The sequence below is a fragment of the Stenotrophomonas lacuserhaii genome (genome assembly GCF_014836545.1).
GTDB classification, from domain to species: Bacteria; Pseudomonadota; Gammaproteobacteria; order Xanthomonadales; family Xanthomonadaceae; genus Stenotrophomonas; species Stenotrophomonas lacuserhaii.
In genome coordinates this window covers 17,619-30,809 of record NZ_JACSQS010000028.1, presented here as the reverse complement: position 1 = coordinate 30,809, position 13,191 = coordinate 17,619, and the positions used below count along the sequence as shown (strand labels likewise).

Annotated in this window: 9 protein-coding genes; 5 read left to right on the top strand and 4 right to left on the bottom strand. The window is 66.5% G+C overall.

The genetic code is table 11. The annotated features are described in order from the left end of the window. Nucleotides 1–344: 344 nt before the first annotated feature. The 4 genes from H9654_RS17245 to H9654_RS17230 all read right to left on the bottom strand — a co-directional run bounded on the left by H9654_RS17245 (nt 345) and on the right by H9654_RS17230 (nt 5,882). Complete coding sequence (locus tag H9654_RS17245) at nt 345–779, bottom strand: NfeD family protein (RefSeq protein ID WP_042615025.1); 435 nt, start codon at nt 777–779, stop codon at nt 345–347. Nucleotide 780: 1 nt separating this feature from the next. Then, nucleotides 781–1,743 (bottom strand): SPFH domain-containing protein, encoded by a 963-nt coding sequence (locus H9654_RS17240; RefSeq protein WP_042615026.1) that lies wholly within the window; start codon nt 1,741–1,743, stop codon nt 781–783. A 406-nt stretch (nt 1,744–2,149) separates the two neighbouring features. Further along, nucleotides 2,150–2,893: a FadR/GntR family transcriptional regulator gene (locus H9654_RS17235; RefSeq protein ID WP_042615027.1), complete on the bottom strand. Its 744-nt coding sequence runs from the start codon at nt 2,891–2,893 to the stop codon at nt 2,150–2,152. 103 nt (nt 2,894–2,996) lie between these two features. Beyond that, nucleotides 2,997–5,882 (bottom strand): TonB-dependent receptor, encoded by a 2,886-nt coding sequence (locus tag H9654_RS17230; RefSeq protein ID WP_406833492.1) that lies wholly within the window; start codon nt 5,880–5,882, stop codon nt 2,997–2,999. A 250-nt stretch (nt 5,883–6,132) separates the two neighbouring features. Here H9654_RS17230 and H9654_RS17225 point away from each other — a divergent pair, with 250 nt between their 5' ends. Genes H9654_RS17225 through H9654_RS17205 form a run of 5 tightly spaced genes read left to right on the top strand, consistent with a single transcriptional unit; the run spans nt 6,133 to nt 13,110 of the window. Further along, complete coding sequence (locus H9654_RS17225; RefSeq protein WP_191771930.1) at nt 6,133–7,566, top strand: polysaccharide lyase 6 family protein; 1,434 nt, start codon at nt 6,133–6,135, stop codon at nt 7,564–7,566. After that, nucleotides 7,563–9,803 (top strand): oligoalginate lyase, encoded by a 2,241-nt coding sequence (locus H9654_RS17220; protein ID WP_191771929.1) that lies wholly within the window; start codon nt 7,563–7,565, stop codon nt 9,801–9,803. Before H9654_RS17225 ends, H9654_RS17220 begins: the two co-directional genes overlap by 4 nt. Then, complete coding sequence (locus tag H9654_RS17215; protein ID WP_191771928.1) at nt 9,800–11,110, top strand: MFS transporter; 1,311 nt, start codon at nt 9,800–9,802, stop codon at nt 11,108–11,110. The genes H9654_RS17220 and H9654_RS17215 overlap by 4 nt, the downstream gene beginning before the upstream one ends. A 55-nt stretch (nt 11,111–11,165) precedes the next feature. Continuing rightward, the gene (locus tag H9654_RS17210; RefSeq protein WP_191771927.1) at nt 11,166–11,918 is read left to right on the top strand and encodes an SDR family NAD(P)-dependent oxidoreductase; all 753 of its coding nucleotides are present in this window, start codon (nt 11,166–11,168) and stop codon (nt 11,916–11,918) included. A 13-nt stretch (nt 11,919–11,931) separates the two neighbouring features. Beyond that, nucleotides 11,932–13,110 (top strand): GDSL-type esterase/lipase family protein, encoded by a 1,179-nt coding sequence (locus H9654_RS17205; protein ID WP_191771926.1) that lies wholly within the window; start codon nt 11,932–11,934, stop codon nt 13,108–13,110. Nucleotides 13,111–13,191 lie beyond the last annotated feature (81 nt).

The window sequence follows — 13,191 nt, the reverse complement described above, 5'->3', positions numbered from 1 at the left end:
GTAGCGCCGACCCATGGTCGGCGGGATGTTTCCGCCAACGGCCCGCTGCGCTCGCCGAGCACGGCTCGGCGCTACCGGGGCCCCGTAGCGTGTCGGGTGGGGGGGGGGAGCCCCCGAGTCAGGGGCGGCCGCGAAGCGGCGGGGTGTGGGTGTTGGTGAGGAGGGGCCCATGGTTTGCGCAGCAAAGCGTGGGAGCGGCAGCGCGAATGCGATGACGTGTACCCGCGCCATGGATGGCGCGAAACGAGGCCCGCATGGATGCAGCTTCTGCCGTCCCCCGACCAGCCCCACCGCCCGGCCCCAAGCATGTAACCCGCTTTCAGCAAGCCACCCGCGAGGGGGTCTCACCCGTTCGCTTCCACCTGCAGAACGCCGTTCACCACCGCCACCACCCGCACCCGCGTCCCCGCCGCCAGCTCCGGCCCGGTCACCTGCCACGACGCATCATCGATGCTCACCCGCCCCTGCCCGGCCACGATGCCCTGCTGCAACACCGCCACGCGGCCTACCAGCTGTTCGCTGCGGCGGTTCAACAGGGGCTTGTCGCTTTCGCGCCCGCGCGTGCGGCCCCAGCGCCGATACGCCTGGATGGCCACCACGCTCAGCACCACGAAGGCCACCACCTGCCACAGCACCGGGATGCCGGGCACCAGCGCGGTGATCAGGAACACCGCAGCAGCGCCGATGCCGATCCACAGCATGAACGCGCCCGGCGCCATCGCTTCGGCGGCGAACAAGACCAGGGCCAGCGCCCCCCATCCGACCACTTCCCAGCGCATGTCAGTCTCCAAATCGCGGCGGGACCGCGCGCGTGGACTTCTTCTCTTCCTGTTTGGCGAAGGCGTGCTTGGCCAGCTCGGCGACGCCTGCGATCGATCCGATCACGCCACTGGCTTCCATCGGCATCAGCACCAGTTTCTGGTTGGGCGAGGTCGCCAGCTCCTTGAAGGCCTCGACGTACTTCTGCGCGATGAAGTAGTTGATCGCCTGCACGTCGCCCTCTGCGATCGCCACCGACACCATCTGGGTCGCCTTGGCCTCGGCCTCGGCCAGGCGCTCGCGGGCTTCGGCATCGCGGAACGCGGCTTCACGCCGACCCTCGGCTTCCAGCACGGTCGCCTGTTTCTCACCGTCGGCACGCAGGATCTCCGACTGGCGCGCGCCTTCGGCTTCGAGGATCTGCGCGCGCTTTTCACGCTCGGCCTTCATCTGCCGTGCCATCGCATCGAGCAGGTCGCGCGGCGGCTGGATGTCGCGGATCTCGATGCGGTTGACCTTCAGGCCCCAGGGATTGGTGGCCTGGTCGACCACGCTGAGCAGCTGGGCATTGATCACCTCGCGCTGACTGAGGGATTCATCCAGGTCCATCGAACCGATCACGGTACGGATGTTGGTCTGCACCAGGGCGATCATCGCCACTTCAAGATTGGACACTTCATAAGCCGCCTTGGCCGCATCCAGCACCTGGAAGAACACCACCCCGTCCACCCGCACGGCGGCGTTGTCCTTGGTGATCACTTCCTGGCTCGGCACGTCCAGCACCTGCTCCATCATGTTCACCTTGCGACCCACCCCATAGACGATCGGGATCAGGAAGTGCAGGCCGGGCGACATGGTGTGGGTATAGCGCCCGAAGCGCTCCACCGTCCATTCGTACCCCTGCGGCACCATCCGTACGGCCTTGAACAGGATGATCACGGCCACCAGGGCCAGTACCACGGTAAAGAACATCGTCGGGAACATCACGCTTCCTCTTCCATGAAAACCGACCTGCAGCATACCGCGCGGGGTGGGTTTGCCGCGCTGGCGGGCTTTTTGGTCTGTCGCGCTGCGGCGGCAGGCAGGGCTGTGCAGGACACGCCACAAGTACGTCCATGTAGGCTCGCGTTCGGCTCCTGCCTCACGACGGTCCTGCACACCCCTGCCTGCCGCCGCCGGACAGTGGGTCGGTCCGCCGGGGCAAACGAGAAGAAAAGAAAGAGCAGCCGAGCGTTGCTTGGCTTCAGGACCGGCGCAGGAAACTGTCAGGCGGAGGCGGGAGAGGCTGCACAGGACACTGTGAGGCAGGAGCCGAACAGTAGCCTACAAGGACGTACTTGCGGCGTGTCCTGTGCAGCCTCTCCCGCCTCCGCGCCCCATGTTGCAGGCTCTAAATGCGCGTGGTCGCCATGAACCGTTCGCGGTCATGGGCGGTGCGGCGGCGGATCTCCGCCAGCGCTTCGTTTTCAGTGGCTTCCAGCATCGCTTCGAACAGGCGCTGGAAGTGATGGCGCATCGCGTTGCGCGCTGCAACAGGATCGCGCGAGGCGAGGGCTTCGAAGATCGCCATGTGCTCGTCCGCGCGGCTGGCGCCATCGTCGTGGCAGACCCGCGAATAGACTTCGGCCACCCGCGGCAGGTCGCTGCGCATGCGCCAGATCTGCTGCACGAAGTACTCCACCACCGGATTGCCGGACAAACGCGCGATGGTCAGGTGGAAGCGGCGGTCGAAGTCGCCTGCTTCGGCGTCGGTGAGGTCGCGGCGGCACAGCGCCTCGGCCAGCACCCGCAGTTCTGCGATGTCCGCATCGTCCAGGTTGCCGGCGGCCAGCGCGGCCGCCTCGGCCTCGAACACCGCACGCGCTGCGGTCAGGTCGAAGGCGCTTACGTCAGGGAAGCCGCCCTGCCCGTCCAGCGGGCGCGGCTTCACGTAGACCCCCGAACCGATCCGGATGGCGATCCAGCCCTGCGCTTCCAGGGCGATTTCCGCCTCGCGCACGGTCACCCGGCTCACGCCGAAGCGTTCGGCCAGTTCCCGTTCGCCAGGCAGGCGCGCGCCGGGCGGGAACTCTCCGTCCTCGATCAACTTGCGCAGTTTTGCGGCGATGGTCTGGTACAGGCGGTTGGCGGACATGGGCTGACCCTCGGTGGTTCCCTCCGGCACCGTCCCGGGCCACCGCACGCGGGGCTGGTCCGGTTGGAGCAACGGCGCGATCACCAGGATCGCGCCGTCTCGTTCAGAACTTGTATCGTACACCGAAAAATGCACGTCGCCCGTAGCTCACCACCTCGCGGAAGTTGCCATAGGAAGGCTGGTAGGCCACGCGAGGTTCATTGGTGATGTTCATCAGTTCCAGCGACAGCGACAGGTTTTTGTTCACCCGGTAGCGGGCGCGCAGGTCCACGCTGGTGTTGTCATCGTAGTACCGGTTCTGCTGCGCGGTGTTGCCGGTGAAGTCCTGGTAATACTTCGAACGGAACTTGGCGATGGCCTGGATGTTGAACGGACCGACGTCCCAGTACAACGAGCCGGACAGGACGTGCCGCGAGAACCCGCTCAGGCCGGCCGGGGAGACGATCGCGGGAATCACGCTGCCATCGCTGGCGAGCTGCTCGCCGAGGCGCGAATCCTGGGTTTCGTAGTCCGAATCGGCGTAGTTGTAGCTGACCTTGAAGCCCATCCCGTCAAACGGCTGCGGCAGATAGGAGAAGCGATGGGTGGCACTGAGCTCCATGCCGGTCAGCGTGCTGTCCTCATCGGTGGTGACCTGCTGGCGCACCGGCACCGTCACCGACTGGCCGTTGAGGGTGTAGGTCTCATCGACCAGCGCGGTCGCCGTACCCCCGTTGAACTGCTTCCAGTAGACGGCGGCGGCCAGCAGCGTGTCCGGGTTCGGATACCACTCCAGCGAAAGATCACCGTTCCAGCTCATCAGCGGCTGCGCGGCCGGGTTGCCGCTGGCACTGATGTCGTCCAGCGCATCGGCCAGGTTGCCGAAGCTGGCATCCCCGTTGACGTTGATGGTGCGGCCGGCGCCGAGGGCGGAGATGTCCGGCCGCGACATGGCGCGGTAGCCCGCCACGCGCAGCAGCAGGTCATCTCGCAGTTCGAAGGAGGCGTTGACGCTGGGCAGCAGCTTGTCGTTGCCGGCCTTGAAGGTCTGGGTGGTGAAGTCACCGGTCGGCTGCAGGCGGATGGTGCCATCGCCGTTGTCCACCACGGTCAGGCCGGTGCGCACGCCTTCCGAACGCACGTCGGTCTTCACCCAGCGCACGCCGAGGTTGCCGGTCACCGGCAGCCCGAACCATTCACTGGCGAACTCGCCAAGCAGGTACAGCGAACGGGTCTTCTCGGTGATGTCCACGTTGTTGGGATCCTGCATCGACGGGTCGAGCAGGCTGTCGCTGGTGCCGCGGAAGGACTGGTACAGGCACATCGGGTCGAAGTAGGCCCACTCGGAGATCGTGTTGCCGCTGGCGGCATCCATGAAGTCCTTCTGCGGGAAGGCGGTACGGCAGCCGCGGTTGGCGGCGATGATCGAGGCCTTGTCACCGGCAATGCGCTGGTCGTAATCGGTGACCAGGGTGTTGTCGCGCAGCGTGTAATCGGCCTGGCTGGCACGCAACCCGCCCTTGATCCGGGTGAAGAATCCGTCCTCCGGCATGAAGCTGGCATCGAAGCGGCCGGCGCGGATCTGATGGTCGTTCTCGGTCTCGCTGGAGGTCACGCGCGCCGCGCCGGTGTAGGCGTCCCAGTTGCCCGGGTCGAAGGCGGGATCGAGGTAGACGCTCGGCACCTCGCCCTGCCATGCCCAGTCATAGTTCACATAACCGGTGGTGCCGCTGCTGATGCCGGGCACGATCGCATTGGCGGTGTCGCGCTGGTTGGCGCGCAGGCGGGTGGCGCGCTCATTGTCGACGCGCCGGGTATGCGAATACGAAAGATCGGTGGACAGTTCCCAGGCCGGGCTGGGGCGCACGATCAGGTTGAGGCCGCCACCGGTGTACTCCTCGTTGCGCCAATAGCGGTTGGAGGTCGAATCGATCGAGGTGCTGCCCGACAGTGCGCGCACCACGCCGTTGTCGTCCACCTGGCGGTCGACGATGCCACGCCGGGTATTGGAAAGGCTCAGGTCGCTGCGGTTTTCATACCAGTTGCGGTCGGTGTGTTCCACATCGACATTGACCTCGACCACATCATTGGGCCGCCACTGCACTGCGGCGAACTCGCTCTGGCGGTCGTTGCGCTCCTGCTTCAGGCGGTAGATCCGGCTGCTGGGCACCAGGTAGTAAGGCGTGCCGGCCGCGATCGCGGCAGCCCCCGGCTCGGTGCAGTTGGCGTTGGCGACATTGACCCGCCCGTCGCAGGCGTACCAGGTGGAGCCGCTGGTGATGCTCTCTTCCGGATCAGACCCTTCCAGGCGTTGGATGCCCAGCGAGACGCCGAGCTTGCCGCCGTTGCTGAATTCGAACTGGTCGATGTAGCTGGCCGTGCCGCGGTAGCCGATGCCATCGTCGTCCTTGTACTTCTTGTCGTACTCCGCCCAGCTGCCGCGCAGGTCCATCTGCACCGAGCGCTTGCCGTATTCCAGCGGCTTCACCGTCTCCAGACCGATCGTGCCGGCCACGCCGCCTTCGATGATGTCGGCGCGCTGGGTCTTGTAGATCGCCACGGTATTGATCAGTTCGGCCGGGAACATGTTGAAGTTCACCGAACGATCGCCACTGCCGTTGGTGATCTCGCGGCCGTTGAAATTGGTGCTGCTCAGGAACGCACCCAGGCCGCGGATCGAGATTTCCGAGGCGCCGGTCTTGTCGCGGGTGGACGCCGCGCCGGTCAGCGTCTCGATGGCGTCGGCCAGCGACGGCGCCGGCAGGTCACCGATGTCTTCAGCCGACAGCACATCGGAAATGACCGTGTCGTCGCGCTTCTTGTTGATCGAACTCTGCATCGATTCGCGGATGCCGGTCACCTGCACCTGGTCCAGCGTGGTGGCCGCGCCGGTGGCTGGCGGATCGGCCTGCTGGGCCATGGCAGGCGCTGCGGCGAAAAGCGCTGCCAGCAGGGCGACCGCCAGCGGATGTGGATGGAACGGTGAAACGGGCAGTTCAGTACGACGCATGATGTCCTCCTCCCAAAGGATGTCCCGCACAGCGGGCATGGGGCGCACTTTCGACATGCGGACACACAAATGTCAACCAATTGGACTGATTCTTTCGTCTTACCACTGCTATAGGCCAATTCACGGTTAAAAGATGTGCTGTTGCAGCATGACTTGGCGATGTTCTTGCCCTACTTTGCATCCCAACTGGACTAGCACTACGGCTTACAATCATCTCCTGCTTCGCAGGCCACGCTTCGGAGGGAACACCATGCAGTGTCCGTCACGCCATCTGACCGCCGCCCTGTTGCTGGCGCTGGGCATTCCGTTCGCGTCGCCCGCCGAGGCGGCAAGCTACCTGGTGCACGACGCCGGCGAATACACCGCCGCCTCCGCCAATCTGCAGCCGGGCGATGAGATCGTGCTGGCCAACGGCACCTGGAACAACACGCGCCTGCTGCTGAAAGGCAATGGCACCGCGGCCGCGCCGATCACCCTGCGCGCGCAGTCCCCCGGCCAGGTGGTGCTCACCGGGCAGTCGGACCTGCGCCTGGCCGGCCAGCACCTGCATGTGGCCAACCTGGTGTTCCGCAACGGCTACAGCCCCAGCGATGCAGTGGTGGCGTTCCGGGAATCCAGCAAGGCAGTGGCGCGCAACAGCCGGGTCACCGGGCTGGTGATCGATGACTACAGCAATCCGGACCCGGCCGACCAGGACCAGTGGGTGATGCTCTACGGCGCATTCAACCGGCTGGACCACAGCCAGCTGCGCGGCAAGACCAATGCCGGTCCTACGGTGGTGGTGGTGCGTGATGCCACCCAGGGCCTGGACAACCAGCATCGCATCGACCACAACTGGTTCGGCCCGCGGCCGGCGCTGGGTGTCAACGGTGGCGAAACACTACGCGTCGGCACCAGCGACACCTCGCTCAGCGATTCCAACAGCACCGTGGAAGCCAACTGGTTCGAAGGCTGCGATGGCGAAACCGAGATCATTTCCAACAAGTCCGGCGGCAACACGTACCGCGGCAACGTGTTCTACCGCTCGGCCGGGTCGCTGACGCTGCGCCATGGCAACGGCAACCGGGTGCTGGACAACGTCTTCCTGGGTGATGGCAAGGCTGGCACCGGCGGCGTACGCGTGATCAACGCGCAGCAGCAGGTCAGCAACAATTATTTCCAGGCGCTGGCCGGCAGCAGCAACCGCGCCGGCCTGGCGGTGATGTACGGCCAGGCCAACGCCGCGCTGTCGGGCTACTCGCCGGTGGTGGATGCCCTGATCGAGCGCAATACCTTCGTCGACGTGGCCAAGATCAGTTTCGGCGTGGGCTACAACGCGGCCAGCGCGATGGTGGTGCCGCCCAGCAGCAGCCAGTTCCGCGCCAACCTGATCGTCAACCGCACCGGTGCCAATCCGGTGACGGTCGATGGCAGCCTGGCCGGCGTGGCCTTCAGCGGCAATGTGCAGTCACCGCTTGCCTCCACCGCGCTGCCGGGCGGCGTGGACAGCATGACCGTGACGCTGGTGCAGGCGCCGAACGGACTGTGGTCGCCCTCGTCCGCGCTGGCCGACGTGGGCGCGGCAACCAACCTGGCGGTGATACCGCGCGACGATACCGGGGTCACCTGGTATCCCAAACAAGGGGAATGGACGGATGCGGCCGCTGTCGGCCACCGTCTGTCCGCCAACGGAGCTGATCGATGAAACACACCTGCCTTTCGCTTGCCCTCGCCGTGGCTACTGCTACCGCAACCCTGGCCCTGCTGCCCGCCTCGCCGGCCTTCGCCGCGGCTCCCGCAGCGGCGGAAAGCAGCACGACCCCGGTGCTGGTGACCGCTGCGCAGTGGCAGCAGATGGCCAGCGATGGTGCGCGCTATCCGTGGTTCGCCAAGGAGCAGGCGCGCAACAAGGCGATGCTGGAAAAAATGATGAAGGCCGGCATCGACGTGCCCTTCCCCAAGGACAAGGGCGGCGGCCGCACCCACGAACAGCACAAGCGCAACTACCAGGCACTGCTGGCTGCTGGCACGCTGTACCGCCTCACCGGTGACACCGCCTACGTGGACTACGCGCGGCGCATGCTGCTGGAGTACGCCACGCTGTACCCGACGCTGGGCCCGCATCCGGAAGGCCGCGGGCAGATCCCGGGGCGGGTCTTCTGGCAGGTGCTGAACGACTCGGTGTGGCTGGTCAATGCGGTGCAGGGCTACGACGCGATCCGCGACGCACTGCCGGCCAAGGACCGCCAGACCATCGATGACAACGTGTTCCGTCCGATGGCTGAATTCCTCGCCAGTGAGCCGAAGAACTTCGACCAGATCCACAACCATTCCACCTGGGCGGTAGCGGCCACCGGCATGACCGGCTATGTGCTGCGCGACCAGGAGCTGGTGGAAAAGTCGTTGCGCGGCAGCCGCAAGGATGATGAATTCGGCTTCCTGCGCCAGGTCGACCTGCTGTTCTCGCCGGACGGCTATTACGAAGAAGGCCCTTACTACCAGCGTTATGCGCTGGCGCCGTTCCTGCTGTTCGCCAACGCCATCGAACGCAACGAACCGCAACGCCGCATCTTCGAGCGCCGCGATGGCGTGCTGCTGAAGGCGGTCGACGTGCTGGTGCAGAGCAGCTACGACGGCCTGTTCTTCCCGATCAACGATGCGATCCTGGACAAGGGCGTGGACACCGAGGAACTGGTGGCCGGCATTGGTATCGCCTATTCCCGCAGCGGCGATGACCGGCTGCTGTCCGTCGCCGAACAGCAGGGACGCCTGCTGTTGACCCCGGAAGGGCTGAAGGTGGCGCAGGGCCTGGCCGCCGGCAAGGCCAAGCCGTTCGATTACACCCCGATGCTGCTGCGCGATGGCCCGGACGGTGACAAAGGTGGCCTGGCGATCCTGCGCATGGGCGGTGAACGCGGCCAGGCCCTGGTACAGAAAGACACCATGCAGGGCATGGGCCACGGCCACTTCGACAAGCTCAACTGGCTGTTCTATGACAACGGGCAGCGGGTGGTGACCGATTACGGCTCGGCCCGCTTCCTCAACGTGGAAGCCAAGCGCGGTGGCATCTACCTGGCCGAGAACCGCAGCTGGGCCAAGCAGACCATCGCCCACAACACGCTGGTGGTGGACGAGAAGAGCCACTTCAACGGCGACTGGAAGGTCGGCGAGGAACATGCGCCGACCGTGCGCTTCTTCAAGGCCGGCAAGGATACCCAGGTCGCTTCGGCGACGATGCGCGATGCGTATCCCGGCGTGGTATTCACCCGTACCCAGGCCCTGCTGAAGCATCCGGAGCTGGGCCTGCCCGTGGTGCTGGACCTGCTCCAGGTGAGTGCGGACAAGGCAGCGCGCTTCGACCTGCCGCTGCACTTCAATGGCCACATCGTCAGCACCGGATTCGAGGCCGAGCGCTTCGTGGACCAGCGCCCGGTGCTGGGCAGGGAAAACGGCTACCAGCACCTGTGGCTGGATGCGCGCAGTCAGGCCGACAGCGATCCGCGCACGCTTGCCTGGCTGCTCGATGGACGCTTCTACAGTTACCGCTTCGGCAGCAGCGCGCCTTCGCAGGCCCTGCTGGTGGAGAGTGGTGCCAATGATCCCGAGTTCAACCTGCGCCGCGAACCGGCGCTGGTGCAGCGCGTGGACGGGCAGCGCGCGGTGAGCTTCTTCAGCGTGCTGGAGCCGCATGGCGAGTACAACGGCACCGCCGAGTACGTGCACGGTGCCGACAGCCAGATCCGCGACCTGAAGCGCGCACGCGGCAGCGATGCCGAGCTGGTCGAGGTGACCCTGGCCAGCGGCGCGCGCATTGCGCTGGGCGTGGCCGATGACAGCAGCGCCGATGTCGAACACACCGTCAACGTCGACGGACGCAGTTATCGCTGGCGCGGCAGCCATGCGCGGATCGACCGCGCGGCCGGCAAAGGAGATGCACGATGAAGGGGCCGGCCGCCATCGACACGTTGCGCAAGGTGCCAGTGCGCTCGGCGGTACGCTGGCTGATCGTCGGACTGATCGCGGTCGCCACGGTGATCAACTACATCGACCGCAACGCGCTGGCGGTGATGTGGCCGGAGATCGCCCGCGAGGTCGGCGCGACCAAGGATGACTACGCCTTGCTGGTCACCGTGTTCATGCTGTTCTACGCAGCGGGCCAGTTCCTGTTCGGGCGCCTGTTCGACCTGATCGGCACCCGGATGGGCTTCGCCCTGTCCATCAGCGTGTGGTCGATCTCCATCGCGCTGCATGCGGTCACCCATTCGATCCTGTCCTTCAGCCTGGTGCGGGCGATGCTCGGGGTCAGCGAAGCAGGCGCCTGGCCGGGCGCGGTGAAGGCCAATGCCGAATGGTTCCCCGCGCGCGAGCGTGCGTTGGCGCAGGGCGTGTTCAATGCCGGTGCCTCGATCGGTGCGATCGTGTCGGCGCCGGCGATCGCCGCCTTGTACCTGTGGCTGGGCTGGCGCGGCACCTTCGTGGTGATCGGTGCGATGGGGTTCCTGTGGTTGCTGCCGTGGCTGTTCGTCTACCGCGCCGGGCCGGACAAGCATCCGTGGGTCAGCGACGCCGAGCGCAGGCTGATCATGCAGGACCAGGCCGGAGCGGCCGACCCGGCTGCACCGCGGCGCAGCGTGCGCGAACTGCTGGCGCACCGGCAGAGCTGGGGCATGCTGGCCTGCCGCTTCCTGCTGGACCCGATCTGGTGGCTGTTCGTGTCCTGGCTGCCGATCTACCTGGCCGAAACCTTCGGCTTCGACATCAAGCAGATCGGCCTGTTCGCCTGGGTCCCGTTCGTCGGCGCGATGCTCGGCAGCCTGACCGGTGGCTGGTTGTCCGGCCGGCTGATCCGCGCCGGCCACAGCGTGGACCGCGCACGCAAATGGTCGATCACCCTCGGTTGCATGGTGATGGCCCCTGCCCTGCTCGGGGCGGTGCTGGCGGCCGAGCCGCTGACCGCCGTGCTGACCATCGCCGCGGTGTTGTTCGGCTTCCAGGTGGCGATCGGCAACATCCAGACGCTGCCGGGTGACCTGTTCGGCGGACGCTCGGTCGGCACGCTGGCCGGCCTGGGTGGCCTCGCCGCCGTGGCCGGCACGCTGATCACCACCTGGCTGGTGCCGGTGCTGACGCGTGAGTCGTACGCGCCGATGTTCATGCTGGTGGCGGCCCTGGTGCCGCTCTCGCTCATCGCGTTGTGGTGGATCACCGGTACGGTGCGCCGCCTCGATGCCCCTTCGTCGGATTCCTGAGCGCGTGCCTGCGCTCCCTTTTTTTCCCCCTCACGTAAACAAGGAGTTTCACCCCATGTCATTCCAGGACAAGGTGGCCATCGTCACCGGTGGCGGCCGCGATATCGGTCGCGACATTTCGATCAAGCTGGCCGCTGCCGGCGCCCGCGTGTGCATCAACTACGCCAACGATGAAGCCAGTGCACGGCAGACCCTGGAGCTGATCCAGGCCGCCGGTGGCCAGGCCATCGTGCACCGCGCCGACGTCACCGATCCGGCTGCGGTTGCCGGCCTGGTCGCTGCGGCGCAGGCCGCGTTCGGCCCCCGCATCGACGTGCTGGTCAACGTGGCTGGCGGCATGGTGGAGCGTCGCCCGCTGGCCGACATCGATCCGGCGTTCTTCCACAAGGTGATCGACCTCAACCTGACCTCGACCTACCTGACCACCCACGCGGTCGTTCCGCACATGAGCGAAGGCGCGGCGATCGTCAACTTCGCCTCGCAGGCCGGACGTGACGGCGGCGGCCCGGGCGCGGCGATCTACGCCACGGCCAAGGCCGGCGTGATGACCTTCACCCGTGCGATGGCCAAGGAACTCGGCCCGAAGGGAATCCGGGTCAACGCCCTGTGCTGCGGCATGATCGCCACCCGCTTCCACGATGAGTTCACCAAGCCGGAAGTGCGCACTGCGGTGGCCGCCGGTACGCCGCTGCGTCGCCAGGGCCGGCCGGAAGAGGCGGCCGACGTGGCGGTCTACCTGGCCTCGGACGCGGCAGCCTTCATGACCGGTGCCAACGTCGACGTCAACGGCGGTACGTTCTTCTCCTGACCGGAGTTTTGCCATGCTGCGCTGGATCACTGCTGTTTCGTTTGCCTTTGGTTCGGCGCTCTCCGCATCGGCTGCCCCTGCGCAGCCGGTGTGGGTCACCGCATGGACCGCCTCGCCCGCGCCGGATCGCCTGGATGGCACGCCGCAGGCCCCCATGCAGTTCGCTGCACAGACCGTGCGCCAGGACATGCGGCTGGGCAGCCGCGCCGATGCGTTGCGGCTGCGCATCAGCAATGAACTCGGGGTTGCCCCGCTGCGGTTGCAGGACGTGACCGTGCAGGGGCCTTCCGGCACGGCGCTGCCGGTCACCGTGGCCGGACGCGCGCTCATCGAAGTGCCGGTTGGCGCGGCGCTTTTGACTGACGCGGTACCGCTGCAGGCGGCCGCGCTGGATGAAATCCGGGTCACTGGTTACTTCCCGCAGGCGACCCGGCCTGCGGTCCGTCGCACCACCGTGCGGGTCGTCGATGGCCGTCATCCCACCATCGCCGATTCGGTGGCGGTGTCCTACCGGCAGAATGTGTTCTCCGCGGTGCTGGTGCAGCGCGCGGATCGGCCGTCGGTGATCGTGGCGCTCGGCGACTCCATCACCGAGGGCGCCACCGCCCAGCGCGGCTCGTACAACCAGTGGCCCGAACGGCTGGCGGTGCGGTTGCAGAGCGCTTGCCCAGACCGCTTCGTGGTGCTCAACCAGGGCATCAGTGGCAACAAACTGCTCGACCACGGCCGCAGCCACAGCGCGCTGTCGCGGCTGGATCGCGATGTGATCGCCACCGCCGATGCCGACCAGGTGATCGTGTTCGAAGGGATCAACGATATCCGCCATGGCGGTGGGCCGGCACCACTGCCCGGCCGCAACGCCGAAGACATGCAGGCCGGCTACCGGCAGATCGCCGACCGCGTGCACCTGCACGGCGGGCGTGCGTTCATCGGCACGCTGACCCCGTTCGGTGGCTCGGAGCGCTACGAACCTGTTTCAGCTGCCACGCGCACGGCGATCAATGCCTGGGCGCGCGGGCCGCAGAGTGGCTATGACGGCGTCGTGGATTTCGATGCGGCGCTGCGTGACCCGGCGGTGCCGGAATCGCTGCCGGGCGGCATCACCCGCGATCACCTGCATCCGAACGATGAAGGCTATGCGCGCATGGCCGATGCGATCGATCTTGGGATGCTGGGCTGCCGGAAGCCCTGATCGTCTCGACCCGGTGGGTGCATGACAATGACCCGGTGGGAGAGTGACAAGCGACCCGGTGGGGGACGACCGTTGGTCGTC